At 39.6% G+C, this 26,290-nt stretch carries 25 protein-coding genes; 21 read left to right on the top strand and 4 right to left on the bottom strand.

Annotated elements, in window-relative coordinates:
- Window positions 1-2 precede the first annotated feature (2 nt).
- The 5 genes from KDU71_RS14385 (at window position 3) to KDU71_RS14365 (ending at window position 3,624) form a co-directional block, all read left to right on the top strand.
- Entirely contained in the window at window positions 3-659 is a 657-nt protein-coding gene (locus KDU71_RS14385) for an ABC transporter ATP-binding protein (RefSeq protein WP_212191788.1), read from the top strand.
- A 3-nt stretch (window positions 660-662) separates the two neighbouring features.
- On the top strand, window positions 663-1,427 hold the full coding sequence (locus KDU71_RS14380; protein WP_212191787.1) for a TIGR02757 family protein: 765 nt from the start codon (window positions 663-665) through the stop codon (window positions 1,425-1,427).
- A 2-nt stretch (window positions 1,428-1,429) separates the two neighbouring features.
- Window positions 1,430-2,149, top strand: coding sequence for a tRNA1(Val) (adenine(37)-N6)-methyltransferase (locus tag KDU71_RS14375; RefSeq protein ID WP_212191786.1), 720 nt, complete (start codon window positions 1,430-1,432; stop codon window positions 2,147-2,149).
- A gap of 172 nt (window positions 2,150-2,321) precedes the next feature.
- On the top strand, window positions 2,322-2,897 hold the full coding sequence (locus KDU71_RS14370) for an RNA polymerase sigma factor (RefSeq protein ID WP_212191785.1): 576 nt from the start codon (window positions 2,322-2,324) through the stop codon (window positions 2,895-2,897).
- Window positions 2,887-3,624: a tetratricopeptide repeat protein gene (locus KDU71_RS14365; RefSeq protein WP_212191784.1), complete on the top strand. Its 738-nt coding sequence runs from the start codon at window positions 2,887-2,889 to the stop codon at window positions 3,622-3,624. The genes KDU71_RS14370 and KDU71_RS14365 overlap by 11 nt, the downstream gene beginning before the upstream one ends.
- Here the strand turns inward: KDU71_RS14365 and KDU71_RS14360 are convergent.
- Window positions 3,621-6,851, bottom strand: a complete 3,231-nt coding sequence (locus KDU71_RS14360; protein WP_212191783.1) for a CHAT domain-containing protein — start codon at window positions 6,849-6,851, stop codon at window positions 3,621-3,623. The two genes, KDU71_RS14365 and KDU71_RS14360, sit on opposite strands and share 4 nt — an antisense overlap.
- Window positions 6,852-6,935: 84 nt before the next feature.
- On the opposite strand from KDU71_RS14360, the gene KDU71_RS14355 reads away from it, so the two are divergent.
- The 6 genes from KDU71_RS14355 to KDU71_RS14330 all read left to right on the top strand — a co-directional run bounded on the left by KDU71_RS14355 (window position 6,936) and on the right by KDU71_RS14330 (window position 13,094).
- Window positions 6,936-7,079 (top strand): hypothetical protein, encoded by a 144-nt coding sequence (locus KDU71_RS14355; RefSeq protein WP_212191782.1) that lies wholly within the window; start codon window positions 6,936-6,938, stop codon window positions 7,077-7,079.
- A gap of 200 nt (window positions 7,080-7,279) precedes the next feature.
- A complete protein-coding gene (locus tag KDU71_RS14350; RefSeq protein ID WP_212191781.1) occupies window positions 7,280-7,558 on the top strand; it encodes a hypothetical protein in 279 nt (92 codons plus the stop codon).
- 79 nt (window positions 7,559-7,637) lie between these two features.
- Window positions 7,638-8,810, top strand: coding sequence for an HlyD family secretion protein (locus tag KDU71_RS14345; protein WP_212191780.1), 1,173 nt, complete (start codon window positions 7,638-7,640; stop codon window positions 8,808-8,810).
- Complete coding sequence (locus tag KDU71_RS14340) at window positions 8,807-10,960, top strand: peptidase domain-containing ABC transporter (RefSeq protein WP_212191779.1); 2,154 nt, start codon at window positions 8,807-8,809, stop codon at window positions 10,958-10,960. The genes KDU71_RS14345 and KDU71_RS14340 overlap by 4 nt, the downstream gene beginning before the upstream one ends.
- Before the next feature lie 68 nt (window positions 10,961-11,028).
- The gene (locus KDU71_RS14335) at window positions 11,029-12,366 is read left to right on the top strand and encodes an MATE family efflux transporter (RefSeq protein ID WP_212191778.1); all 1,338 of its coding nucleotides are present in this window, start codon (window positions 11,029-11,031) and stop codon (window positions 12,364-12,366) included.
- A gap of 11 nt (window positions 12,367-12,377) precedes the next feature.
- Complete coding sequence (locus KDU71_RS14330; protein WP_212191777.1) at window positions 12,378-13,094, top strand: 2-phosphosulfolactate phosphatase; 717 nt, start codon at window positions 12,378-12,380, stop codon at window positions 13,092-13,094.
- Between the two features lie 107 nt (window positions 13,095-13,201).
- Here KDU71_RS14330 and KDU71_RS14325 read toward each other — a convergent pair whose 3' ends face one another.
- Window positions 13,202-13,372 (bottom strand): hypothetical protein, encoded by a 171-nt coding sequence (locus tag KDU71_RS14325; protein ID WP_212191776.1) that lies wholly within the window; start codon window positions 13,370-13,372, stop codon window positions 13,202-13,204.
- A 250-nt stretch (window positions 13,373-13,622) separates the two neighbouring features.
- Here KDU71_RS14325 and KDU71_RS14320 point away from each other — a divergent pair, with 250 nt between their 5' ends.
- Genes KDU71_RS14320 through KDU71_RS14310 form a run of 3 tightly spaced genes read left to right on the top strand, consistent with a single transcriptional unit; the run spans window position 13,623 to window position 16,386 of the window.
- On the top strand, window positions 13,623-14,360 hold the full coding sequence (locus tag KDU71_RS14320; RefSeq protein WP_212191775.1) for a hypothetical protein: 738 nt from the start codon (window positions 13,623-13,625) through the stop codon (window positions 14,358-14,360).
- A 12-nt stretch (window positions 14,361-14,372) separates the two neighbouring features.
- Window positions 14,373-14,909 (top strand): RNA polymerase sigma factor, encoded by a 537-nt coding sequence (locus tag KDU71_RS14315; RefSeq protein WP_212191774.1) that lies wholly within the window; start codon window positions 14,373-14,375, stop codon window positions 14,907-14,909.
- A gap of 1 nt (window position 14,910) precedes the next feature.
- Window positions 14,911-16,386, top strand: a complete 1,476-nt coding sequence (locus KDU71_RS14310; RefSeq protein WP_212191773.1) for a hypothetical protein — start codon at window positions 14,911-14,913, stop codon at window positions 16,384-16,386.
- On the opposite strand, the gene KDU71_RS14305 is transcribed toward KDU71_RS14310, so the two are convergent.
- Complete coding sequence (locus KDU71_RS14305) at window positions 16,387-17,442, bottom strand: WD40/YVTN/BNR-like repeat-containing protein (RefSeq protein WP_212191772.1); 1,056 nt, start codon at window positions 17,440-17,442, stop codon at window positions 16,387-16,389.
- Between the two features lie 777 nt (window positions 17,443-18,219).
- On the opposite strand from KDU71_RS14305, the gene KDU71_RS14300 reads away from it, so the two are divergent.
- The 7 genes from KDU71_RS14300 to KDU71_RS14270 all read left to right on the top strand — a co-directional run bounded on the left by KDU71_RS14300 (window position 18,220) and on the right by KDU71_RS14270 (window position 25,612).
- Window positions 18,220-19,203: a hypothetical protein gene (locus tag KDU71_RS14300; RefSeq protein ID WP_212191771.1), complete on the top strand. Its 984-nt coding sequence runs from the start codon at window positions 18,220-18,222 to the stop codon at window positions 19,201-19,203.
- 218 nt (window positions 19,204-19,421) lie between these two features.
- A complete protein-coding gene (locus KDU71_RS14295; RefSeq protein WP_212191770.1) occupies window positions 19,422-19,724 on the top strand; it encodes a helix-turn-helix transcriptional regulator in 303 nt (100 codons plus the stop codon).
- Window positions 19,725-19,913: 189 nt separating this feature from the next.
- A complete protein-coding gene (locus KDU71_RS14290) occupies window positions 19,914-20,249 on the top strand; it encodes a DUF4406 domain-containing protein (protein ID WP_212191769.1) in 336 nt (111 codons plus the stop codon).
- 63 nt (window positions 20,250-20,312) lie between these two features.
- Window positions 20,313-20,849 carry a phage antirepressor N-terminal domain-containing protein gene (locus KDU71_RS14285; protein WP_212191768.1) on the top strand — a complete coding sequence of 179 codons (537 nt, stop codon included), beginning with the start codon at window positions 20,313-20,315 and terminating at the stop codon, window positions 20,847-20,849.
- A gap of 5 nt (window positions 20,850-20,854) precedes the next feature.
- Window positions 20,855-21,145, top strand: coding sequence for a hypothetical protein (locus tag KDU71_RS14280; protein ID WP_212191767.1), 291 nt, complete (start codon window positions 20,855-20,857; stop codon window positions 21,143-21,145).
- Between the two features lie 3 nt (window positions 21,146-21,148).
- Window positions 21,149-24,370, top strand: a complete 3,222-nt coding sequence (gene dnaG, locus KDU71_RS14275; RefSeq protein WP_212191766.1) for a DNA primase — start codon at window positions 21,149-21,151, stop codon at window positions 24,368-24,370.
- Between the two features lie 351 nt (window positions 24,371-24,721).
- Complete coding sequence (locus KDU71_RS14270) at window positions 24,722-25,612, top strand: Rpn family recombination-promoting nuclease/putative transposase (protein ID WP_212191765.1); 891 nt, start codon at window positions 24,722-24,724, stop codon at window positions 25,610-25,612.
- A 60-nt stretch (window positions 25,613-25,672) separates the two neighbouring features.
- On the opposite strand, the gene KDU71_RS14265 is transcribed toward KDU71_RS14270, so the two are convergent.
- Window positions 25,673-25,951, bottom strand: coding sequence for a gamma-glutamylcyclotransferase family protein (locus KDU71_RS14265; protein ID WP_212191764.1), 279 nt, complete (start codon window positions 25,949-25,951; stop codon window positions 25,673-25,675).
- Window positions 25,952-26,290: the final 339 nt, after the last annotated feature.

Raw genomic sequence — 26,290 nt, 5'->3', positions numbered from 1 at the left:
ATATGATTAACTGTGCCGGGATAACAAAGAAATATGGAGACCTTGAAGTATTAAAAGGTATTGATCTGACAATTAATAAAGGTGAGGTCGTTTCAATTGTGGGTGCCAGTGGTGCCGGAAAGACAACCTTACTTCAGATATTGGGTACTCTTGACAAACCAACATCGGGCGAGGTGGAGTTAGACGGGATTAATCTTAATAAGTTATCAGGTAAAGAACTATCTGTATTCAGAAACACACGTATTGGCTTTGTCTTTCAGTTTCATCAGCTTTTACCCGAGTTTACCGCACTTGAAAACGCGATGTTACCTGCATTAATCAAAGGAGCATCAAAGGCAGATGCTGAAAAGCAAGCCAAGGAATTTTTAACATTTTTAAGTCTTGATCATCGTCTAGAACATAAACCATCAGAGCTTAGTGGAGGCGAAAAACAACGAGTAGCTGTGGCCAGGGCATTAATTAACAGACCCGCTGTTATTTTTGCCGATGAGCCATCAGGCAACCTCGACTCTCATAGCCAGGAAGAACTACAGAAGCTATTCTTTGATTTGCGCGAGGCTTATAATCAGACTTTCGTGATAGTTACCCACGATTACCATTTAGCTAAAATGTGTGATCGGATGATTGAAATGAAAGATGGCCTGGTACATAACACTTAATGGATGGAATTAATCGAAATTAAAGACTTTCTGGATGAAAAGGTGGATAAATATAACCGGCCAGAATTTATAGAAGATGATCCCATTACTATCCCACACTTGTTTACCCAAAAAGAAGATATTGAAATAGCTGCTTTCTTGACGGCTGCTATAGCTTGGGGACGACGTGATTTGATATTAAAGAGTGCGAAGCAATTAATGAGCTTACTTGATAATTCGCCCTGTGATTTTCTGTTGAATGCCAGTGAGAATGAATGGTCGCGTTTTGAGACATTTTATTACCGCACCTTTTCTTCTGTTGATTGTTTGTATTTTTTAAACACTTTAAAGGAGATATATCAATGCCATGGTGGGCTTGAGCAGCTATTTGCCACTAGCTATCAAACGGGTGATATAAAACCAGCTCTGGTGCATTTCCGTTCCGTTTTTTTGGGCTTAGAGGCTCCAGATAGAACCTCTAAGCATATTGCAAATATAGCGAAAGGTTCTTCTGCCAAACGGCTGAATATGTTTTTACGATGGATGGTGCGAAAAGATAATCGGGGTGTGGATTTTGGTATCTGGCAGAGCATTTCTCCGGCTGATTTATTATTGCCGTTAGACGTGCACACTGGCAACGTATCACGACAGTTGGGTATTCTTACGCGGAAACAAAATGATATTAAAGCGGTTGACGAAATCATGTTAACTCTGAGAAAGTTTGATGCAGCCGATCCTGTCAAATATGATTTTGCCTTGTTTAGTTTAGGAGTCAATGAGTCTTTTTAAGTATGGCCAATAGTTACTTTCAGTTTAAGCAGTTTACTATCCACCAAAGTCAAGCCGCCATGAAGGTTGGGACCGATGGCGTGCTTCTGGGAGCATGGGCCGATATTGACAGTTGTTCAGTCATATTGGATGTTGGTACCGGAACAGGCTTAATTGCTTTGATGATGGCCCAACGTAATGCGAAAGCTATGATTACAGCCATTGATATTGATGAAGGAGCTGTGAAGCAGGCCGTTTTCAATGTTGAAGCGTCGGATTGGAGCAACCGGATTTTGGTTGAACTATGCCCACTTCAGGCATTTAAACCCAAAGCCTGTGGTTTATTTGATCATGTAGTATGTAATCCGCCTTTTTTTAATAATGCTTTTAAAAGCGAAAATCAATCGCGTACTAGGGCACGCCATACCGACTCGCTTTCCTATAACGATTTGGTGGCATACGCCCATCAATTAACACATGAAAAGGGAAGGTTATCACTTATTATTCCTTATGATTCTAGTGAAGAGCTTATATCTTCAGCAAAGCATGTTGGGTGGTATTTGCATAAACGTTTAAATATTCGTCCCACACCAAATAAAAAATATGTCAGGGCATTGGTGGAGTTCATAAAAGAAGATGTGGCAGAAGCATGCTTAGATGATATGATCATAGAGGATAAAGGCCGACATAAGTATTCGGATAAATATATTGCACTTACCAAAGACTTCTACTTAGCAATGTAGACGATTATTTATCCATATTTAGTGCAACATTTAGTTGTGTGATGCCGTATGTACATAATAGTTATGCGGATAAAAATCAATATTTTACTGGATAGTATCTCATTTTTTGCGTTTCTTAGGTTAAAAGAAAATTGAATTAAAATCACTATTTTGGTGGCGGAAAACAATTAAGATGTTTAAAAGAAAGTATACAGATAGTGAGTTGTTAGATGCGGTTTACTCAAGGGATAGTAAGCTGATCAAGTATATTATGCAGCTTGTTTGGGAGCAGGTGAGTAATATAGTGCTGGAGAATAGCGGAACCAAAGAGGATGCGATGCAAGTTATGCAAGATGCATTTATTGCCATCTACTCAAAAAAGGAAAAACCGATTTTGGTTTCCAAGTTTTCAACCTATTTTATTGCCATTTGTAAAAACCTTTGGCATTTTGAGTTGCGAAAAAGAAAGGTGACACCGGTTTATCAGATGTTGTCAGATGAGATACCTGAATTGGAAAGTGAAATTCATGAAAAGGAACTTTTTGAGAAACGGAGGCGTTTATACTTAAAGTACTTTAATAAGATTCAGAAGGTATGTCAGGATGTGCTTAGGCTGGTTGCTATTGGCTTTACCAATGAGCATATCACCACCGAACTGGCATTTAGTTCGGTTGCATACACAAAGAATAGGAAATCGATGTGTAATAAAAAGTTGCTGGAGATGATTAAAGCAGATCCAGAATATAAGGAGTTGAAGTATGGATTATGATAAGAAAATACTGCAGTTTTTTACAAACGAACTGGATCCTTTACACCGCGCTGAGTTAAAGGCTGAATTAGTCAATAACCAAGGACTAAAAGAGGATGTTAAGCTTCAGCAAGAGGTGCTTTACACAATTGCTAATCATGAGGAGGATTATTCCGATTTCAGAAAGCAGTTGAAAGATATAGGCAATGAATTTATTACAGAAGAAGATAGTAAAAAGTCGTCTTTCAAAATTAATTATTGGCTGGCTGCTGCATCGGTGGTGGTGGTTATTGGATTAGGAAGTTACTTAGGTTTGCTGCGAGATGCTAATTATACAGGTAATCAGGCCTTCGTAGAATATTACAGTCCTTATGGGGCTGATTTAACTGTTAGGGGAGGCGAACAGTCGGGTAGCTTTAACATGGCCTTTGAGTTGTATCATTCCGGTGACATGAATAACGCTATTGTGGCTTTTAATGAATTGCGCGTAGAAAATGAAGAGTTGGCAGGTTTCTTTACCGGACTTTGCTACCTGGAGCTTGGCGAGATAAAGGAAGCTAAAAATGAGCTTGAAGCAACTAGAAACATTGCAATATTTTACGAAGAGCAGGTTAAATGGTACCTAGCTTTATGTCATTTAAAGCTCGAAGAATACAAGGAAGCAGAGCTGCTGCTGACTCAAATTATGACAAGCAATAATAAATACGCGAAAGAAGCTAAAGATATATTGAGCAAGCTTGATTCTTAGCGCGAATGCTTTTTGTCATAGATAAAAAGAATAACAACAGATAACATGGCAAATGCCAAAAGGTACATAAAAATGCCTTTTGGCATTTTCTGTTTGATAGGATTTGTATTGCCAGATAAAACATAATTGGCCCAATAGTATGGGTGAGAATGTATGCCGTCTGCTTTTGATAAGTAATTGAGTTTGCTGTTTTGTAGTGCCTTATTCTTGCCAATGCCTTTATTGAGTTCGTTATAAAATTCACTGGTTATATCTGCCCCGCTGGCATCATTTACCGGCCAGAGCGTCATAACTTGTGATTCAACGCCCGCAAATGTAAAAGCTCTGGCAATGCTTAATAATCCCTCTCCCTTCCTTTTCTGACCGCTTCCTGAGCTGCACGAGCTGAGCACTGTTAATGGTGATTTGATGCTGTAATTATATATCTCAGCGGCTGTAAAACTCCCCGTGAGGCTATCTTCTGAGGTAAATACGATTTGGGAGTTAAAAGGTTGGATGTCATCGTTTAATGAATGCATAGCCAGATGTATAATGTCATTGTCCTGCATAGATGCAATAAAATTGGTTTTATTGGCAGCTTTGCCTTTAAAGAGCTTGGTTGTGTAAATTTGCTCAATAGAGAGTATTTCCTTTTGTGCACCTTCAAGAGGGGGTAACAATGAATCTAATAGCATATTAGCGCTGAAGTCGATTGAATCGGGTATGATCTGGCCGCAATACTCCGGTGCAAAAGCAATGACACGATTAAATTCAACTGGTTGATGTGACTGGTAATCAAGTAAGGCTGTATTATAGGCATAACTCAAAGTTTGTGATTTAACCAGCCAAGGATACTCTTTAAAACGTGGTTTTTGCTTTGAAACATCCTCTGTTAATAACGATTCAAAAGGCAGATAGGCGAGGTCGGAATGAGGAATGATAATAAGCTCCTTACCCTTTACTGTTTGTTCTAAATCTTTTAGGAGGCTGTTATACAATGTATAAGAAGCTTTTGCGAAATGCCGGATGTGATGAAGTGAGTGTTGTCCAATAAAAGGGGTTGATAGTTCATCCAAGACTAATTGTAAGGCTTCATTAAAGTCTGTATCAACCTTTATAATATCACATTGGTATGCATTTTTATCAATGACAAAACGAATTATCTCATCTTCTGTTTGATAGTAATCAATAATGGTTTGGTTACTGTTGATGCGCTCTTGCGTTTCTGCCAGAGACAGTGAAGGTATTCTGGCTTGTTCTTCTTTATACTGCGGAAAATTCTTATTTATAAACGAGTTGATGCTATCGATACTGGCCATGCAGAGGCTCATTTTTTCACTAAGTTGGTTAGTAAGGCTACTGTCGGGTTTGTTTGTAAACAAAGCTTCATTGTAGCGCTTCATATATCGGTCGTATTGCTCTTTGTTGTGGTTCAGTTGATTGATTGTTTCAATGGGTACGCCTGAGTTGAGTTTATAGTTCTTGTCTGCTATGCCTTGAAGCAATGCATATGATTTACCTTTTTGAATAAATGAAAAGGCTTGTTCCAGGTAATCTCTTTTTTTTGTGGCATTGTATAGCGCCATGGCTACTTTAGTACTCTGCAAAGTGAAGTCGTAGTACATTTCGCCTGTTATAAGGCGATCTCGATCATAATTTTGCTTGCTCCTTAACAAGTCCAGTCCATCACCTGCAACTTCAATGGAGGCCATGGCTTCTTGAAGTGTATTTATGTCACCGCTTTTTTCGTATTGACTGTAAAGATTGTCGGCGAGCGCAATATTCACCTTGCGGTATAGAATGGCAATCCGACTATTTTGGATAGATGACGAGTTATCCTGTAAGTGAGGATATTTTGTAAGCATCTCACTTATTACATTACTCAATAGGTGGTATCCCTCATAGTATTCCTCCAAATGTTTGTGACATAAGGCTTTTTCATAATTATTATCCCAGAATAAGTAGTTTGTGTAGTTGCTGTTGCCTTCTAAGACATTAGTCACATTGTTAAGATGTACCAGGCTCTGTGTATATTGACCTAGGTCGAAATATGCTAATGCTAAAATATTTTCAAAACGTCTGTTTAAGGGGAGCTTTAGTTGATTGTAATAGAGGTGTTTAGCTGAGTCAATATAAGAATAAGCAATATGGTCTTTATAGAGTTTCGCAAAGTACTGTCCTGCTGACAAGTAGGCGTTGGCAAGAAGTTTTTTATCTGATTGTTTGCACTCCCGTATTCCCTGGAGGAGGTAATACTCCATTTTATCGTATTGCTGCAACTCATAATAAAGATCTGATAAGAGCCTGATTGCAGAAATGCGGGTGGTAATACGACCTTGTACTAAAGGCGATGTTGTGAGAGCGTTTGTAGCATAAAGTATGGTACTGGTGTAATTGTTTTGTTGGTAATAATGTGAAGCAAGTGAAATTAATAATGCGGCATACTCATCGAGAAAATACTGAGATTTGTTTTTATAAAAGGCACTGAGATTTTGAATTATAAGTTTTGCCTTGTCTTCTATACCCATTATTAATAGAAGATCAACATAATTCTGATAAAGTGCATGGTTATTGTTATTAATTGTGTGATTAAAAGGCATTGTAAGTGCTTCCTGTAAAACTCGATAGGCAGCTTCATATTGCCTGTACGTACTATATAATGTGGAACTATAAACTTCAACTGAAAGGTTGTAGTTCTCGTAATTCGCATTGTTTAAAAGTGTCTTTTTTTCAAGTTCAAAGGATTTACTCAGGTACTCAAGCCTTAGTGCATGTTGCTCCTCATTACCATAAATTACTGATAGGTTATGGTAAATTTTTGCTTTAACAGAATCGACTAAAAATGTATCAGAGTTATCTTGTAAAAGCTTTGTCAAGATTGTTTTACCACGATGATCATATTTAAGGTTTATTGAAAGAATCCCATAATATAATTTGATATAAGACGCAAATAGTTGATCATCCTGGTTTAAATCAATTGAGTTGAGAAACTCATAACCTTTTTCATTTTCATGTGCATAAACAAATGAACGTATTGTTTTGTATAGCAGGCGAAAGCGTTCATCATCCTTAGGGCGTAAGTCTTCCGATGACAATATTTGAGCCCCAATTACAGCTGCTTTTGAGAAATTTTCCGTAGAATAATAATTCGTAAAATATATTATGTAATCATTATTTTCCTGAGAATAACTTTTTTTTACTAGGCTTAACAGGCACATTATGAGTGTAATAGCGTATATGCTTCTCATTTTATTAAAAAAAAGTTCAAAAAAAGGTGTTACGATTCCCGATTTCTGCAATTAACCTATAGAAACCATTAATACGATAGTATCATGAAGTCTATAGTTAATTCAAAAAAACAAGAGCAATATAAAAAGTTTATGGCAAAAGATGCCGCTTTTTTGAAAAAGATAGTAGGAGGAGAAGGTAATGCGAATTTGCCAGCACAAGGCGAAGACAATAAAACCAAGTTATAGCTTAGTGTTAATATCGGATAAAGGCTTTGGACAAGCACGATATATGAAAACAATAAAAATATATAAAACTATCCCGATTAGTTAAGTCTGAACGCAGACTGTTTGTAGGAACCAAAGAAGGTGAGGCGGTTTCCCTTATAGATTCCCGATTCTCACATTATCTCACCTAGTACCCCTCACCTTCTTTATCCTCATCTTAATTGGAAAGGAGAGCAATATTGGCGCAGCACGAAGTACATAAAACAATCGCCCTGATTGATACCGAAATCAGAGGCAAAGCAACTGGTTCACCTATTGAGTTAGCCGGGCGGCTGTGTATGTCTGTGCGTATGCTCTATTTCTACATCGATATGATGACCTCGTTGGGAGCTGAGATATTTTTCTCAAAGGAAACCAACAGCTTTCTTTACGAAGAGGATGGCTATTTTAAAGATGGCATTCGGTGGATAGTAACCAGCAAAGTAAGGGCATCCAAGTAACGCGATATTGTTGGCAGGAATGCTATCGTTGCTTAATCTTAAATAAAATTGTTATTTTCGGGATGTAGCAATTGATAAAATGCCCACTGATACACCCAAATTTGATCAGCTTAAAAATAAATTCAATTACTATTCTGCTAACTTTTATCGCGGATATGCATTGTATTGGGTGATTTTAATGATTTTACTTCTGACTCTTTGCGCCCTGCCTTTTATTTATGTAGATGTATCTGTTCAAAGCCGGGGAATCATCACCTCTGAAAATAAAAAAGTAGCTATTGTATCGCCCTTAACTGCCAGAGTAGTCGATTGCTACATCAAAGAGAATGCAAAAGTTAGTAAGGGTGACACCCTTGTTAGGCTTCACCAGAGTGGAATTCAGAATGAGATGGCTATTAATAATCAGCAGATTATTTTGCAGCAGAATTATGTAGCTGACTTATCAGCTTTGCTGAACGAAAGTGATACTGATGAACTTCTTACTTCGCTGTATAAGAAAGAAAAGGATGAATATACAAACATACTAAATGCTTATCGTGGGAAAATACAAAAGCTCAACATTGATTTTGACAGAACAACCGAATTGTATGCCGCTGGAGTTGTACCATTAACAACGTTCCAGGAAGATTCCTTTAAATTGGACGTAGTTCGTAATGAGTTACTGACATTCCAAACGTCAACTAAAGCTCGCTGGGAAAGTGAACGTCGAAACTATACCCTGGCCATTCATGAGGTGGAGGGGCGCAATGAGCAACTTAAGCAACAACAGAATCAGTACATTATTACGGCACCATTTGCAGGTAGCCTTATCGACTTCATGAGCATTGCGTCAGGGCATATACTCAACGAAAATCAGCACATCGCTTATCTGTCGCCTGAAGAGGAATTGATTGCAGAGTGTTACGTCAGTCCGGCAGATATTGGGTTTATACACCCGGGTATGAACGTTCAGTTGCAGATTGATACCTATGATTACAACCAGTGGGGACTGCTAAGGGCACAGGTAGTGGAGGTAGCTGATGATGTGGTACTGATGAATGATACCTATCGCTATTTAATAAGGTGTCGCTTGTCAGATGATCATCTGAAGCTCAAGAACGGTGTTAAAGGCTCACTTAGAAAGGGAATGAGCTTGACAGGACGTTTTGTGATTACGCAGCGTTCATTGTTTCAGTTGTTGTTTGATAATGTTGATGACTGGCTAAATCCAAAGATTATAAATGATACTAAAACCTTAAACCTCGGTAAATGATGAAGCTTAGTATACAGCAATATGATACAACAGATTGTGGTGCCGCATGCTTAGCTTCAGTAGCCAGGTATTATCGTTTGAGATTGCCACTGTGGGATATTCGTCGCCAGGCAGGCACCAATAAAGGGGGGACGAGTGCTTATGGTTTAATCAAAGCTGCCGAATCATTAGGGTTTGATGCTAAGGGTGTTGAGATAGACTTGTCTGATTTGAAGGAGTTACCCTTGCCCGCCATTGCTCATTTACAACAGCCATCTGGTTCCCATCACTTTGTGGTGATTTATGGTGTGAGTAAAAAGCAAGTTAAAGTGATGGATCCGGCTTTTGGCAGGATGGAAAGAATGCCCTTGGAAGCCTTTAAAACCAGATGGACAGGAGTTGTTATTTTATTAATTCCTTCTGTGGATTTTAATGGCGGGGATAAAACCGTTTCTAACTATCGGCGATTCTGGAATGTGATAAAGCCGCACCGAGCCATTTTTATGCAATCAGGTCTCGGAGCATTGGTTTTTTCCATATTGGGCCTTTCTACAGCTTTTTATATTCAAAAACTAACCGACTTTGTGCTGGTAGGACATAACCAGAACTTATTGCACCTTCTTGGGGTTATTATGTTGATTATTTTTGCGATTCAACTGTTAATAGGAGTATTGCAATCCTGGTTTGTATTGCGTGTCAGCCAAAATATTGATACCTCACTAATCTCTGGTTATTTCCGGCATTTAATAAAGTTGCCACAAAAGTTCTATGACAGCATGCGCATCGGCGAGTTAATTTCCCGTGTTAATGATGCCGTTAAAATACGCAACTTTATCAATCAGGTAGCTGTGGAGGCTGTGGTCGATATTTTAATCATCATTATTGCGTTTCTGGTGATGATGGTATTTAGTATGAAACTGGCACTATTGTCCTATGCGGTTATTCCCATTTACTTGTTACTATTTCTGATAACCAATGCTGTTAACCGTCGTCTTGAAAGAGCTAAGATGGAAGAAACAGCTGAACTGGAGATACAACTGGTTGAATCATTGCGAGCCGTTAAAACCATCAAACAGATGGGTGCTGAAGAGCATTTTGCCAATGGTGTTGATAATCGCTTAATGGCCGTACTTCAAAAAGTTTATAGTTCAGGTAAGCTCGATATTTTTTCGTCGTCTGGCATGCAATTCATAAACAGGGTGCTCACGTTGGTTATTCTTTGGGCAGGTGCAGGATTGGTCATTGATACAGAACTATCAGCCGGTGAATTGATGTCCTTCTTCGCTATTTCGGCCTATTTCACCGGGCCAGTAGCCAGGTTAGCAGCTATTAACAAGAGTGTGCATGGAGCTCTGATAGCGATGGATCGCCTTTTTGAGCTGCTCGAACTTAAGCAGGAAAACGCTGATAAGCCCGCGATGCCATTTGCACATGAGGATGTGGGTGATATTGTTTTTACAAAGGTTCACTTCTCATATACCCTTGAACAGGATTTGTTTCAAGACTTTAGCATGCGAATAAAGTCGGGTGGTATAGCGGTTTTACTGGGAGATAGCGGTTCGGGAAAGTCAACCATTGGAGCGCTTATTCAGGGTTTATACCCGGTAAATAGTGGCAGCATTTCCATTGGTAAACACGATGTGGCACAGATAAATCTCACTCATTTGAGAAGGGTAGTTGGCATTGTGCCGCAGAACATTGAACTGTTTACTGGTAATGTGATTGAAAATATTGCACTGGGTGATGCTGAACCTGATATAAACCGCATCCGTGCGATTATACAGCAACTTGGTTTAGAAGAGACAATTGAGCAATTGCCTGAGGGCTATTATACATGGCTGGGCGAAAACGCGGCACAGCTTTCTGGTGGGCAACGACAGCGACTAGCTATAGCCCGTATGCTCTATCTCAATCCCCAGGTGTATATCTTTGATGAGGCTACGTCCTTCCTTGATGATCGCTCCGAAGCCATTGTTAAAGAGCTTATTATTAGCTTAAAGAAGGCAGGTAAAACCATTATTATGGTGGCGCACCGTATGAGTGTAATTAATATTGCCGATGAGGTGTTTGTTTTCGGTAAAGGGGAGGTCATACAATCGGGCAGTGTTAAAGAGCTGAAAGCGGATAAGAAAGGGCGTTTTTATGAGATGTGGAAGCACCATTGGGGGTAAATACGCATATGCTATACTGTGTATTATTCTTTTCTCTACTTTTGTGGCCTGATAAGAGTAGAGCTTGAATGAAAAATAGTTACGCAGCACATTATTGGCCCAATCTAAAACTGGCTACACCAGTGGTATTAGCCCAGGCTGGCCAGATGCTGGTCAATTTGGCAGATACACTAATGGTAGGACAGGTAGGAACCATTCCTTTGGCAGCAGCCTCTTTTGCCAATAGTATTTTTATTAACGTGCTGGTACTGGGTATAGGTATTTCCTTTGCTATAACGCCGCTGGTTGGCAAAGCCTATGGTGCCAAAAATAAAGATGAATGTGCCTATTGGTTTCAGCAAGGCATATTTACCAACTTAATTATTGGAGTATTATTATCTGTTATTGCCGGAGCCATTGTTTGGGCAATGCCACTGATGGGGCAGGAGGCAGGGGTAGTTGAAGAAGCCATACCTTATTACCTGCTTTTAGTGTTGTCAATAATACCATTACAGGTGTTTAACAGCTATAAGCAATTTGCCGAGGGCTTAAGTAATACGCGTATTGCCATGTACATTACTGTGGGTGGTAATTTGTTGAATATTGGCCTCAACTACATGTTTATATATGGGCACTTTGGTGCGCCGGCCTTAGGAGTTGTTGGCGCAGGTATTGGCACGCTGGTGTCGCGTATTATGATGGCCATTGTTTTCGTATGGATATCCTATCGTATCACACTTTTCAATAACTACCGTGGCATACATTTAACGCGTTTTTCCAAAACGGCTTTTGTACGCATATGCCGACTGGGTTTTCCTATTGGTCTTCAGTTTGTCATTGAGGTGTTTGCATTTAGCCTGGGAAGCATTATGATGGGATGGATCAATGCAGTTAGCCTGGCGGCTCATCAAATCGTACTCAGTTTAGCCAGTTTAACCTATATGATGTCATCCGGACTAGCCTCGGCTACCACCATAAAAGTGAGCATCTTCAGAGGACAAAAGAATTATCTGACACTTAAGCACAGCGCCTTTGCTTCTATTCATCTGGTATTGATGTTTATGACTGGTATGGGTATTTTGTTCTTGACACTGCGTTACTGGTTGCCAGGTTTGTTTATTGATGACAGAGAAGTAATTGAGATAGCGGCTGGTTTGATGGTAGTAGCCGGTTTATTCCAGATTTTTGATGGTGTACAAGTAGTTGCACTCGGAATCCTTCGCGGGTTGGAAGATGTGGTTATGCCTGTTATTGGTGCCGGTATTGCCTACTGGCTCATATCATTGCCCATTGGCTACTTGTCCGCATTTACCTTCAATGCTGGTCCTGTTGGCATTTGGATTGGTTACCTGGCAGGCTTGGCATCAGCCGGCATCTTTTTATTGACACGATTCAGAATATTGTATAAAGCACGATACGGTGTATAAAAACCATTAATATGCAGATAGATGTGGTGGCCACGGCACAGTTGGTTAATTCGGAAGTGGTAGAAGGAAAAACAGTGGTGGTGATTGATGTTTTGAGAGCCACTTCAGTGATGATAACAGCCTTGCAAAATGGCGCCAAAGCCGTAATACCGGTTACAACACCTGATGAGGCATTTGAAATGAAAAAGCAGTTGGGCCGGGATGTGCTCTTAGGCGGTGAGCGAATGGCCGAACCCATCCCTGGATTTGACTTTGGCAACTCTCCATTATCATATACTGCGGATGTTGTTAGTGGGAAAACCTTAGTGATGACAACCACCAACGGCACGCTGGCCATCAACAACTCATTAACGGCACAAGAACTAATTGTGGCATCGTTTATTAATAGTGATGCAGTCTGTCAGTTTCTGTCGAATAAAGAGGACGTAATTATCGTTTGTTCGGGTAACAATGGGTTATATACTCTGGAAGATGCACTCTGTGCCGGACAAATTATTTATCAGCTACAAAAAGCTGGTATGGCTGTTCAGTGTACCGATTTTGCATTGGCACAAAAAGCTCTTTATGAAAGTCACAGGGATAACCTTGGGCAGTTGTCAACTAGTGGTTACCACTATAATGTGTTGCAGCAAAAGGGCTACGTCGATGATTTAGCCTATTGCTTTGAAACAAGTATTAGTAAAACCATTCCGGTGTGGAATGGTCAGGCTTTGGTCAGCTACAAATAGATGAAAGAAATAGTTCAGAGAAAGTTTAAATACAACAGCCGCTCTAGCATTCAACTAAAGCGGCTTTTATCTTCAACCCAATTACGAGCATGAACTTGCCTGAGGTTCTAATCAATAATTCGGTTAAGTATAACATACAAAGCTGCTCCGCCAATAAGCAGCAAAGCCGCAAATACCAAAGGCGTGTTACTAGGTGGAGTGTTAATGGCATAAAAGGCCAGTACTACCACTCCCAAAACGATTAGGATGATTCCAAAATTTTTTAAAAATGCATTCATGGTGATTTGTTTAAAGGTACATTCTAAATATACAAACAATTCGTCTGCGGGCAAAGGTTAAATTAAATATTGAGCACATTATAAGCAGGTTGCTGTTGCTATATGATGAGTTAGATCATTGGTCGACTGACACCTTCAGCCTATGTTTGTGGCGTTAATATTTAACTGTCAACCCATGGTAAAAAAAGTGTCTGCCCATTCCAACCTTTCACACAACTGTTTCGTCACTGGTATGAACAGGATAACTCAAATGGGAAAATATTTTACACAATTTAGCATCGTTAGCTTAACGCTATTGTTCATGGGTGCCTGCCAGAAGGAAGAATTTACGCAGCCTGTAGCTACTCAGTTGCTGGTAAAACTGGCAGATGGCAGTTCCCCCACTATTAGTTTTGAGACAGGGACAGTGTTTTTTCAGCAAATTCAATTTGACGGGCATAGGCAGCAGGGAGGCGATGTGCATTTTTCAACAAAAGCCGACAAACCAATGGGGCCGGTTACTTTCTCAAATGAGAGTGAAGGATTCATCAAACACTTTGATATACCACAAGGCGTGTATTCGCATATGCAATGGCTGTTTGTAGTGGGTGATATGGATGAGCTTGACGATGCTACAGATGGTGATGACGAAGGGGATGAACTGGATATTGACGGTGGTATCCTAATTAGCGGACATTGCCTTAAAGCCGATGGAAGGATATTGCCACTGCGCATTGTTATTGATGAAGATGAACAATTTAGAGTGAACACGTTTGCAACGGATGACGCCCAGACTATAACACTGACAGCCGCCAATAGCTATGCGATGCTGTTGCTTATTGATCCCTATTATGCGGTGCGCTCCATCTCATCGGCATCATGGGAAAATGCCGAGGTGGAGAACGATGACGACGAGTTGTATATAGAGGTGTCGTCAGATGCCAATGAGGATCTGTATGAAACCATTTTGTTTCGCCTCGAAAGTTCAATGAAGGTGATTATTCAATAAATGCCGGCTGTGGTGATAGATATAAGTGATGAGCAGCTGCTCGATGGATGTCGCAGGCGGGAGCGAAAAGCACAGGAGCAGTTGTACCGTAAATATGCTGGTGAGATGCTGCGTATTTGCCTGGCGTATGAGCCCGATAGAGATGATGCAAAAGATATCCTTCAGAATGCTTTTTTGAAGGTGTTTAGAAATATAGAAGCCTATAGTGGAGAAGGTGCGCTGAAAGCCTGGATAAGGCGAATTATTACCAATACGGCCATTGATGCTTATCGGAAGAAACAGCAAATTGCAACCCTGAGAATTGATGATTTGGGCGAATATGCTGAACCGTCGCAAGAGTTTACCGATCCTTTGGTGTGTCAGGATTTACTAAAAGAAGTGGAAAAGCTGCCCGATGGAGCACGTATTGTATTTAACCTATACGCCATTGAAGGCTACGGCCATAAAGAAATTGCTGAACGTCTGGGCATCAGTGAAGGCACTTCTAAATCCCAGCTCAACAGGGCGCGCAAGCTATTGAATGAACAGTTAACTGGCATTGAGGTATAATATGCAAAATAACGAATTCCATAAAAAGTATCGGGAGTTGCTGGAGCAGGACGTACTGCAGGCACCTGATGATGTATGGATGAATATTTCGGAGGCACTGGATACTGATGCGTTACCTGTTGAGCCCAATGATGAGGAGCAGGCACTGATTGACAAGGTGTGGGGAGGCATAGCCAATGAGCTGGATGTCGATGAGGTGTGGGATACTATTTCAGGGCAGCTTGACGAGGAGGCAAAACGACCAGTATATATAAGGTATTCGCGCTGGCTGGCCGCAGCAGTTATCGCCCTGCTCATTGGTGTTGGCGGCATTTTGCAAATATTTACACCTGAACCTACGCAACCCCGCATAGCAAAAATGCATCAATATAATAAGCAAGGACATCAGCCTGCTGATGAGGTGCAGAATTCAGATTTGGTATCCGCTGAATTGTTGTCAGATGAGGTCGATGTCAGTGTTACTGACAGGTCCCAAGATGAACTGTCGCCCCAAGAGAATACTAATGAAACGTACATAGCAACATTACTACGTGATGAGCCTGGTGTAAAAACAAGTAATACGATTCACCCAAACGAAGAAAGCAGTACAATTGCTTGTTTCCCGATACCTGCATCAGGCTCTTTTTCACTCCCGCAATTAAATACCCCATTGGAGGGAAAAGCTGCCTATATACAATTGCCCGATGGTGTGAATATCAATCGCGCAGCCAGCCTGAGGCAGTATCGTCACCCCAATACCTACTGGATGGCTGATTTTGCTCCTGTTCAAGCATTGGATGATGAGGATGAGTTATTGCACGACCGTAGGGATAGCCGCTGGACAACAGGTGTGGTAACAGCCGTTAAAAACACGTATCTGCTTAATCAGGAAACACTGGATGGTTTTTCGCCTGCCGGTATGAACAACGCCAGTCTGGCTTTTATGCCCGATGTGGGTCTAAACCTGCAGTATGCTATCAACCGACGCTATGTATTGGAGTCGAATGTATTTGTTTCATCCAATACAAAGCAGAGCTATAATTTTTACAGCTATGGCGAGTATGTGTCAAAGGATATGCAACTGCAATACCTGGCTACCGAGCTGTTGCTAAAACAAAATGCCAGGCGCAGTTATTTTAAAGATAAGTTGATACGGCGCAATGTGGCAGGGGTTTATGTGGCGCACATGCAGTCGGCTTCGGAGCAGGTGGGCAGTGAAGTAATGGATGTATCCTCCAAATATGCTTCGTTTGATTATGGTCTGATGTTGGGGCAGGAACTTGAGTTGCGTTCAAGCAGACCTGTGAAGGTGTCTACGGGTATTACCATTAAGTATGGCCTGCCCAACGTATATGTGGGAGATGCACAGGTGCCGGGGCAGTTCAATAAAACACATAACGCGTCCATCGAATTCCGGGTGGGTATTGCCTACCGCTGGAAAGCAAAGGCCGGCATTGACCATTACCTGGGCTTTAACCCAAAGAAACGAAGGGAGTAGTTATTTAAACTGGATGGTAAGGCGAGCCACGCGACCATTAGCACCAGCTACATAGGCCGATGCTTCACCTGGTACCGGGCGCAGGGTGTAATAGCCTTCTTCACCTCCGTGCAGCCAGTTTTTACCATCATCCATAGAATAGTCATAACCTGTTTTGCCCATGGCAACAGCCAGCTGAGTGTGCTCTACAGTTACATATTGCACGCAAGAGCGAAAGCCTGTCGGCATTGATTGGGCCAGCCGCCAGCTTAAGCCACCATCGCTCGTATAGGCCGCAATGCTGTCATTAAGTTCGGGGTGCATGTAGTTACCGCCCACAGCTATGCCTTTTTGTGCATTGCTAAAAGCCACGGAGTAGATACCATCGGATGCCGATTGGGCTTTCATTGGGGTGCTGACAACACGCCAACTGGTGCCGTCATCCTGTGTGAGGTAGATACGGGCGGCCGGGCCTCCAGAGGCCATCCAGGCATAGCCATTGTCCAGGTATTCGATGCAGGTATTGGAAGCGGCAAAATTGCTTTCGCCCGGCAGGGCCATTGGTACTTGCTGGCTGCGTTCCCAGCTTCGCCCGCCATTGGTGCTGCGCAGAATCATAAAACGTCCGTCAACCGGATCCGAAACAGCCAGTGCTTTGCGTCTCGTGGCAAACTTCAATGAATTGAAAAACAGCCCATCACCCGAAAGGGTATCTACTGCATGCCATTCGCGCCCGCCGTTGGTAGTTTGGTAGATAATTGCCGGGTTATTCACCCCAATAACAAAGGCTTGCAGGGAGTCAAGGGCATGTATGGATCTGAAGTCGTTGCCTGCTTCGTGACTGATGGAGCAATCGTGCCAGGTACCTCCGCCATCATTGCTTCTAAGGATGGTGCCTCCTGAACCCGATAGCCAAAGGCACTGATTGTTAATAACGCTAAGCCCACGGATAGAAGCCTGAGTTGGCGTATCCAGCTCGGTAAAAGTAAACGAAGGTTGGGGCGTAGAGGTGCAGGCTGCTATCAGCAACATGAGGCTTGCCACCAGACAGTGAATGAGGTAGAGGTGCTTGTTCATGGGATAAAAAGTTATTAACCTGAGTTCGACGTAAAATTTCTGATTCAGATCGCTTATAAATAGTGAGTTTCAATCGAAAATTATGAAAGAATAGCGGGCTATTTTGAATAAATTTCGGGAAGAAAATTGCTGTTTATAAGTGAAACATCTATGCATTGTCATAAAAAACTAATCTACTGCGTTAAATTTTTCGAGCTAGCTCGCTAGCCCTGCAAAATTTGCCTTGTATATCAATTCTTTATGACAATCTGAATTCTGAAATTTAAATCGAACTCAGGTTATTTTTTCGTTCAAAATAACATCTCTATATTTTATTTATAATCAATTTATTAAAGCATTTTTAAGGCGTTTTGCAAATATTGCCTATCATACAAAATCGCATACTTTTAAAGACATTATCGAATAACAAATAGAACGAAAAAAAAATTGTTTTTTTTTAATCTGACATCAAAAATACGTCAATTTTAACCAAAAATGCCGTTCTAAATTCATTTCAAATGGATGCAAAACGGCATTTTTTTGTTTCTCATTTAAAAAAATGCTCAACTTCATTTAATCAATTAAGGCGAATCTTATTTTCTCGAAAAGCTAATTTTGCAGGGAATTTACAAATATGAATTTTTGCTTATGATTAAACTCTTTAAGAATAGGAAATATGAAATGGTAACCAATAAATCAACATAAATTATATAGCAGGAGATTTCAGGGGATGTAATTTTAATTTCAATTGCATTGAGATAATCATAGGCAATTAATTATTAAAAATTAAATAAGCTTATGATCGAGAGAGATTTTAGTTCAGAAGATTTTGAAAAAGATTGCCTTGCCGTTTTTGAGAAGCTGCTGCAAGGCTACAAAAGAGCCAATCAAACGAGTACGTGGGAATCAGACATGAATGCTCTGGTTGACAAATTAACACATTTGCCGACCGACCCATTTTCTCGCAAGTTGATGGAGCTTTTTGATTACCACTATCTGGTTTTATCTAAACCAATAGAAAAGATTATTGGAGAAGCTCTTGAATGGAGAGAGCAAATGAAACATGCTGAAAGATTTGTAACAGTCAATCAAAAGTATTTTTCATTACCATTTTTACAGCCCAATACCTATATCAAGAAGCTTGAGGTTTTTAACCATGATGGAGAACTTTGTTATAGACAAACCGGAGTTCTTAGATTAAATCTCAAGCAAATAATGAAGCGTTATATCCTTCGGGATAAAACAATATGTTTTCAGGATTTAATATCATTCAAGCAAAAAATTACCCAGCGACAAGAACTTGAAATCTATTTTTACTCCCCTATTGTTGACCTATCTTCAACAACCCCATCCGATTATTATCGGTTTTTCTGTGATTACTACGGAAAGACGCAATTTCTAAACTACTTCAAAACTAAAGCCAAGGATATTCCGGAGAAAGCAGGTGGTCAGTTTTTTATGTCATCAAGGATTGATAGAATACTCAACCTTTCAAGTTCGCAACAAGTTTTGTGGGCTTACTTCCTTTTCAGGTTACTTGGGTTAAAATTACGATTGAATTTTGAAGCTTCCATGTTAGCCCGGTTCCTACTTATATTGAATCGAACAGAAACTGACGACTATAGGAACACATACTATTACAAGCTGTCTAATAAAGCTCCGTTTGTGAAAGAAGGCAAAACTTTAATTGTTGAACTGGAAAAAACGAGGATGCTTTTTAAAGAAGCAAACTTGCCTACAGATGACATAGATGAAGTAATAACAAAGCTGTTAATTGATTGAAAATTCAGTCAATTACCTTTTTGTTTGATTTAGTGCTATTCAGAGTATCCAACGATTTTTGAGAAAAACCACTTAATCAGCAATAGTCACTTTTGTATTGTCTTATCATCCAGTTGATTGAAAAATATTTATAAAATATTGGACAGTCCAACGTTGGAAAACCGTGCCTTGACGGTCTATACTTGCTGCCACAAATCGAAAAATTAAAAACAACGATTATGGATGAACAAATAGACTTCAATGCGGAAACTTTAAAGAGCCTTAAACAGCTAAATCAGAAAATAAATGAACTGATAAATATGCAACGCAAAGCCGTTACAGGCTATGACTATATTAATGCCAACGAGCTGGCAGAATTATTAGGAGAAAGTAAAAAAACAATTTACACACGGGTACATAACAGGCAAATCCCTTTTTACAAACCAGGTGGTAAACTCCTATTGTTCAAATTAGATGAGATACAAGAGTGGGTAAAATCAGGTCGTCACTCATCAATCGAGGAAATCAGACAAAGAATTTAATTGATGATTTTACAATCGCAATCCCATTTAGTTTGAATGAAAAAGAAAATGAAAAAAATTGCAAAGAGTAAGAATAAACAGGTAATAAAACTCCCATTTGTGAAGCGTTTGCTACAAATGAAAGGTAAAAAACAAATTATACCTGAGAGTCAGTTAAGCAATAGACTTAAAATTCACTAAACATTTTATATGGCAACGATATACATCTGCGGAGACGAAAAATCTCTGAAAGAAAGCAATGGTTTGGTAGATGCTGAAAAGGTAAAAGCCAGATTGAAATCCATGAGGTGTTCAGTTGTAACTCCATCCGAAATGGCATTTTCAATGTTCAGTTGGTCTGATTCGCTACAAAACCGAATTGAGCTTCTAAAGAAGAGCCAGGCGGTTTATGTTTTACCCAATTGGAAAGAAAGCATCATGTCACGTATTGAGTTGACTGTTGCAATGGATTTAAAATTGGAAACCATTTTTCATCCGATGAGCCATAAAGAGATAAAGCAAATAATAACCGCCCTTGACAATTAGCACGGTTCTGGCAGGGTTGTTCAAGGGTAGCCCTGCCATTTATATATATATCTAACGACGATTATGAAAACAAAAACAGTAGCAAGAATCAAAGATGTCAGCATCATGCTTATTGATGATGCAGAAAAGTTAGTACCCATTAAACCAATATGTCAAGCTTTAGAAGTTAATTACTCAAGCCAGTTAGAAAAAATAAAGAGTGATGAAATATTAGGGTCAACTGTACCGCTCAGGGGCATAGTTGCTGCCGATGGTAAGGAGCGAGAGATGGCTTGTATTCCCTTCAAGCTTGTATTCGGCTGGCTATTTACAATTAACCCCAAAAATGTCAAGGCTGAGGCCAAAGAACAAATCATTAAGTATAGACTGGAATGCTACAATGCCCTTTTTAATTATTTCACCGACCAGGGAGAATTTTTAGAGCAAAAGCAAAAGGCTTTGGAAAAACAATTAGAAGAAGTAGAACGGCTTCGTGTTGATTATAGCGACCAAAAGAAACTGCTCAATGAGGCGAGAAAGACACTTAATGATATTAAGGAAATGACTTTTGAAGAATGGCAAATGGATAAACGACAATTAGCACTAGACTTTCCAAACTAAATCACATGACAGCATTAGCACCTAATACGATTTCGAAGTTATTCTATTTCGATAACCGCATAAAGAGTTTCTATGAAAAAAACGGCTACTCCAATATTCCGTTTGATGGCAATAAAATTCTAAAAATGATTGAGGATTCACAGTTAGAGTTGAATGAACTCTTTTATAAAATTTGGGGTTCAGACATGGGCTTCCACCTTTTAGATAAGTTTTACGATTTCAGGGGGAATGTGTACGAGTTCTTTATGTGCCTTGATAGCAACAACCGTGAGTTATTGACAGGAAAAGACTGGTAGCCGATGGATGCAAAAAGTGTCATAGAGCAAATCAACGATGAAGTTTACGAGGTTGTCTCCAATTTTGTCACACTAAAAAAGGCAGGGATTAATTACAAAGCTTGTTGTCCATTCCATAATGAGAAAACAGCTTCATTCAGCGTAAACCCGGCAAAAGGTATTTTTAAATGCTTTGGTTGTGATAAAGGTGGTAATGCCATTGAGTTTATTAAGGAGCATGAAAATGTTGAATTTAAAGAAGCCGTTGAAATTGGTGCAAAGCTTTTGAACCTCAATTTTGAATGGAAGAAAAGCACCAATTGGGATGAAGCTAAATTCAAACATGAAGAAAGCCTGAAAATAGCTTGTAGCATTATTGAGAAGTTCTTTTTGAAACAGTTTAATCACAAAGATGCCCAACAGTACATCAAGGAACGTAATCTTGCTATTCCTGAAAACGGCAGCTTCAATATTGGTTATGCTCCAACTGACAATGCTCTACTGGCCCATGCAAGAGATAAAGGATTAAAAACGGAGATACTTGAAGAAATTGGCGTACTCAAAAGCAATGACAAAGGCGTTTATGACTTTTTTAGAAACCGATTGATATTCCCTGTTTCCAATTCACGAGGTCAGACTATTGCATTCGCCGGGCGTGACCTGAATGAAAATCCAAAGGTAAAATACCTGAACACTCCTGAAAGCAGCATCTATATCAAAGGCAATGAACTGTATGCTTTAAATGTGGCTCGCTTTGCCATTAAAAACGAAGACAGAGCATATATAGTTGAAGGTTATTCCGATGTGCTTCGGATGCACGATATAGATGTAATAAATACAGTTGCAACGTGCGGAACTGCACTTACTAATGCACAAGCAAAGCTCCTGAAAAAATATACCAATAAGGTGACTTTGATTTTCGACGGAGATTCAGCAGGGCTAAGAGCAACCGACCGAAATGCAGAAATACTCATCAAGAATAAATTTCATGTGTCGGTGGTTTTACTTCCTGAAAAGCAAGACCCCGATTCAACTTTTACCACCAAAGAATTATTTCTTCAGTACATCGAGAACCAGACGGATTACCTGGTATTCAAAACTGAATCGTATGGAGAGAAATTTGCCAATGACCCTGTTAAAAAATCAGAGGCTATTAAGCGCATTGCTTCCTTTATTGCATGTTACGACAGAACGGACCAGGAAGTGTATCTCGATTTTGTGTCGGAACTCATAAAGCCCAAGAAAGCTTGGCAGGATGCCTTAAAGGATTATAGTCAGCCTACAGAGAAGAAGGTTAAGAAAAAGGAAAACATCAGCGATATAATCAAGCTGAAAAAGGAACAACAGGAGAACCTTCTTACCAATCAGTTTTATGAAGAAGATGGAGCTTATTGGACGGTTGAAGGCAAGAACCCAAAGCAAATATCAAACTTTACTTTTGAAGCCTTATTCTGTGTGTTTCATAAAGACCCACAAGGCAGAACTGACCTGAAATATGTTTTACGCCTGATGAGCCAATATGGAAGAAAACGCCTGGCTATTATTTCATCCGATGATTTTTGTACCCCTGCATCTTTCAAGAAACAGGTACACAGGCGACATGGATTCTTTTGGTACGGTAACGATAGCCAGCTTGACAACATTAAAAACGTGAAACTGCTTGGAATACCCGAAGCTAAAGAGTTGGAGCGCGTAGGTTACAATGAGGATAATCGCTTTTGGGTGTTTGCAAATGGCTTGTACTACAGTAGAAACTTTCATCCAATTGATGAATATGGTATCACTACCCACGCCACACAAATAAACAACATGGATGAATTTGAAAACGTTCCTCCAGAAAGTCAGATACGAATTAACGATACTTTTCATGTACTCAATACCACCGCAGAATTTATAGGTAAGTATGGAAAAGATAAGCTAAAAGATAATATTAAACAGAGTCAGGTTCATTTGTTGCATTTCTTCTATCTGCCCTATGGTAAGGCTCTTAAAATTGGTAGTTCCGATGGTGGTAATCCATTCAAAGAAAACTCAAAGTATGTGAAGCCGATAAAAGGCAGCAGTTGGAACTTTGGGAAATGGGCAACATCAATGAGTAGTGTTTATCCGGGTAATTCCGAATTATTGATTGCTTATTACATTGCAACTGTTTTTAGTGACCTTATCTACAAAGCCAATTTCGGGTATTTCCCTTTACTGTTTCTGTTTGGAAAACGCCAATCAGGTAAGAGTACCGCAGCTCGCAGTATCATGTATATGTTTGGCAAGCCACCGATGGAAGACGGTATCAACCTTGCATCAGGAAGTACAAGTACAGGTATGCAGCGAAGTATGGATTCATCTACGAACCATCCGTTTTGGGGAAATGAGTACAAGAACAGCATCCATAAAAATACCATTGAAGCCTTAAAAGGTATTGCCGACCGTAGTGGAAAGCTTACGGGTGTTAAATCGGGAGGCAACGAAACTAAAGTTGCAAGACCAAGAGGTTCAGGAATTATTAGCGGTCAGGATTTACCAACACAAGACCCTGCTTTATGCAGCCGTAGCTTGTTAGGTGAATTTGACGATAGCAACCGAGGCAACTATTCCGATTTAAAATCATTTAAAGCAGCCGAGGAAAGTTTACAGTTTACCAATATTACATGCTCCGTATTTGATTCTCGCCATTTGGTTGAAGAGCATTATTCAAAAGAGGAACCGGGAGTAAGTTCAGAGGTCATGGATGAACTGACCAGGGAATACGGCAACGTTGACCGAAGAACGGTACTCAATATCTCATCGGTGCTTGCGCCAATGAAGATTCTAATGGAGCATTCTGATTTGAAATTTCCGTTTGATTATCAAGCAGCAAAACAGGCTTTAATCCGCTCCGCAAAACTTACCATATCGGTACAACATCAAAGCGATGAAGTGGAGCAATACTTTCATGTGCTGCAATCTTTGGTTAACCTGTACAAACTTAACGAGGACGTACATTACAAGATTGTGGTTGGTGAAAACAACAGCAAACAACTTTATTTGAGAGTTGGCTCAATACACGGATTGTACAGGGAACAGGCACGAAAAGAAGGATTGACTACACTTGACCAGGCGGTTGTTGGTGAGTACCTGAAGAAACACCGTTCATTTATAGAACATCGCAGGAAAAATGTACTGTTTGGCAAAAGCCGGACAAGCGCCTACATACTGAATTATGACATGCTCAAAGACCAGGGCATTGAATTGGAAAGGATAACATTATAAAATACAAAACTATGCAGTTTTACTTTAGCTTTGGTATTAAAGCAAAAACCGTCCTCATTTCCTCAATCTCTATGAGGATAGATATTAATAGATTGATATTTAATGTTATATATTTTTTTACTCTAAAAATAAGTGAGGACGGCTGAGGGATGAACGAGGGATAAATGAGGGACGAGTGAGGGAAAAACGGCTCTCGTCCCTCACTTGTCCTCATTGTCCTCATTTTATTTTATTGATAATAAGGTATATAACTAAAAAGTGAGGGATGAGGACGGTTTTATAAAATTACCATAGCCCACAGAAAGCATTTAGAAAAATTAAAATAGCATTAATTAAAAATATTAGCATCGAATGAAAAAGAATGATAACGTACAGAAAAACAATAACATTCACGACAATTTCTTTAAAAGCCTCTTTTCAGTAAAAGAGAATCTTGCCGACTTGCTTTACGGCTCATTACCTAAAGATGTTTTGCAAGGACTTAAAATTGAAAGTCTGGAGTATGACCCAACCGAATATGTTGACCAGGAGCTTGCACCATATTTCAAAGATATTTCCTGCAATATGCTATTTGGCCATACCGATATTAAGGTTTCATTGCTGTACGAACACAAAAGCTATCCCGATAAAAACATACACCTACAGTTGTTGCGATACATTTTGAATGTTTGGGAGAACCAGGTAGCCAATAAACAAAAGCTCACACCTGTATTAACTATGGTGTTTTATCATGGCAAACGAAAATGGACTGATTCGGGTTTTGTTCAGGTTCCGGAGGTGCTTAAACGCTTTGTGCCTTTATTTGATTATGCCTTGTTTGATACAAAAGATATTGAAGACCATGCTATCATACGACACTTTAAACGACCAAGTGTTAAGGTAGCTGTATGGTTTATGAAACGTAGTGATAATTTGATTGGTTTTATCCAAAATAATCCTGATTTGGCTCGGCAGATGTTTAGACAGTTAAAGGAAATTGACGAAACAATCTTTCAGAAAATAGCGTTATATTTGTACAAGGTTTCTGATATGGAATCAGATAAAATTGATGAGATTATGGAAACAGTTTCAGTACAAACAAAAGATGCTTTTGCCGAGGCAAGGCGTGAATTGGAATCATCGGCTGTAAAGCGGATTGCAGTTAATATGATTAATGAAGGTGCTACAGATGAATATATCTGTAAAATGACCGGATTAAGCTCAAAGCAGGTTGAGCAACTACGTACAGAAAACTCGCATTAAAAACGAAGAATAGAATAAATTCACCCGATATCAGTTAAGGTATCGGGTTTTTTATGCTATTTACTTGTTATGAGGAAAATGCTTTTTATAATCTTTAGACGTGTGCAGCACAATAAAGCACATTGATTCATCCTTGCTGTATTTGCTGAAATTTCTTTCAACCCTGAAGTACTCATCTTCTTCAATTTCATCAATTAGTTTTACCATTGCACTATCTACAATAAAATCCTCCCATTGACAGGTAAATATCTCACCGTTTATAGGAAGGTGTCCCGGATTTTCGATTGTAAACCCTTTTAATCCGGGATAATCAATTTCTACTTTTAATATGGTTTTCATTTTTAAAATCGTTTTATACAAAGAGCCAAATATACCCTGTTTGTTCCTTTTTTGTGATAATTGGTGCTTTTTATGTGTGAAATATTTTTTCTAAATTTAACATGCTAATTGTCAGGGGTGTAATGCTTTATATTATGCCTGAAATATTTCTCAATACATTAAAAGTGAGCCTCCTATCGGGGCTTTTCGTATTTATAGCCCTCTATTGTTTTGCTATATATTACCTTATTCTTTGTTTTATTCGTTGCAATACTCAGGTAATATGGTGGTATTCTTATGGTATTACCTTCGTTTTTCACAAACAGTCTTTTATTTCATCAAAATATTCAAATACAGCCA

This window comes from Carboxylicivirga sediminis (assembly GCF_018156225.1).
GTDB classification, from domain to species: domain Bacteria; phylum Bacteroidota; class Bacteroidia; order Bacteroidales; family Marinilabiliaceae; genus Carboxylicivirga; species Carboxylicivirga sediminis.
Note: the sequence above shows the minus strand (reverse complement) of the source record. Positions and strands in the feature narration are given on the sequence as shown.

Bases quoted from the DNA above. Each gene is read 5' to 3' on its own strand.
- KDU71_RS14380 (WP_212191787.1), top strand. From the start codon at position 663: ATGGAATTAATCGAAATTAAAGACTTTCTGGATGAAAAGGTGGATAAA.
- KDU71_RS14335 (WP_212191778.1), top strand. From the start codon at position 11,029: ATGAAAAATAGTTACGCAGCACATTATTGGCCCAATCTAAAACTGGCT.
- KDU71_RS14360 (WP_212191783.1), bottom strand. From the start codon at position 6,851: ATGAGAAGCATATACGCTATTACACTCATAATGTGCCTGTTAAGCCTA.
- KDU71_RS14375 (WP_212191786.1), top strand. From the start codon at position 1,430: ATGGCCAATAGTTACTTTCAGTTTAAGCAGTTTACTATCCACCAAAGT.
- KDU71_RS14290 (WP_212191769.1), top strand. From the start codon at position 19,914: ATGGCAACGATATACATCTGCGGAGACGAAAAATCTCTGAAAGAAAGC.
- KDU71_RS14345 (WP_212191780.1), top strand. From the start codon at position 7,638: ATGCCCACTGATACACCCAAATTTGATCAGCTTAAAAATAAATTCAAT.
- KDU71_RS14325 (WP_212191776.1), bottom strand. From the start codon at position 13,372: ATGAATGCATTTTTAAAAAATTTTGGAATCATCCTAATCGTTTTGGGA.
- KDU71_RS14280 (WP_212191767.1), top strand. From the start codon at position 20,855: ATGACAGCATTAGCACCTAATACGATTTCGAAGTTATTCTATTTCGAT.
- KDU71_RS14265 (WP_212191764.1), bottom strand. From the start codon at position 25,951: ATGAAAACCATATTAAAAGTAGAAATTGATTATCCCGGATTAAAAGGG.
- KDU71_RS14365 (WP_212191784.1), top strand. From the start codon at position 2,887: ATGGATTATGATAAGAAAATACTGCAGTTTTTTACAAACGAACTGGAT.
- KDU71_RS14330 (WP_212191777.1), top strand. From the start codon at position 12,378: ATGCAGATAGATGTGGTGGCCACGGCACAGTTGGTTAATTCGGAAGTG.
- KDU71_RS14285 (WP_212191768.1), top strand. From the start codon at position 20,313: ATGAAAACAAAAACAGTAGCAAGAATCAAAGATGTCAGCATCATGCTT.
- KDU71_RS14310 (WP_212191773.1), top strand. From the start codon at position 14,911: ATGCAAAATAACGAATTCCATAAAAAGTATCGGGAGTTGCTGGAGCAG.
- KDU71_RS14340 (WP_212191779.1), top strand. From the start codon at position 8,807: ATGATGAAGCTTAGTATACAGCAATATGATACAACAGATTGTGGTGCC.
- KDU71_RS14385 (WP_212191788.1), top strand. From the start codon at position 3: ATGATTAACTGTGCCGGGATAACAAAGAAATATGGAGACCTTGAAGTA.
- KDU71_RS14320 (WP_212191775.1), top strand. From the start codon at position 13,623: ATGGGAAAATATTTTACACAATTTAGCATCGTTAGCTTAACGCTATTG.
- KDU71_RS14300 (WP_212191771.1), top strand. From the start codon at position 18,220: ATGATCGAGAGAGATTTTAGTTCAGAAGATTTTGAAAAAGATTGCCTT.
- KDU71_RS14270 (WP_212191765.1), top strand. From the start codon at position 24,722: ATGAAAAAGAATGATAACGTACAGAAAAACAATAACATTCACGACAAT.
- dnaG (WP_212191766.1), top strand. From the start codon at position 21,149: ATGGATGCAAAAAGTGTCATAGAGCAAATCAACGATGAAGTTTACGAG.
- KDU71_RS14370 (WP_212191785.1), top strand. From the start codon at position 2,322: ATGTTTAAAAGAAAGTATACAGATAGTGAGTTGTTAGATGCGGTTTAC.
- KDU71_RS14295 (WP_212191770.1), top strand. From the start codon at position 19,422: ATGGATGAACAAATAGACTTCAATGCGGAAACTTTAAAGAGCCTTAAA.
- KDU71_RS14355 (WP_212191782.1), top strand. From the start codon at position 6,936: ATGAAGTCTATAGTTAATTCAAAAAAACAAGAGCAATATAAAAAGTTT.
- KDU71_RS14305 (WP_212191772.1), bottom strand. From the start codon at position 17,442: ATGAACAAGCACCTCTACCTCATTCACTGTCTGGTGGCAAGCCTCATG.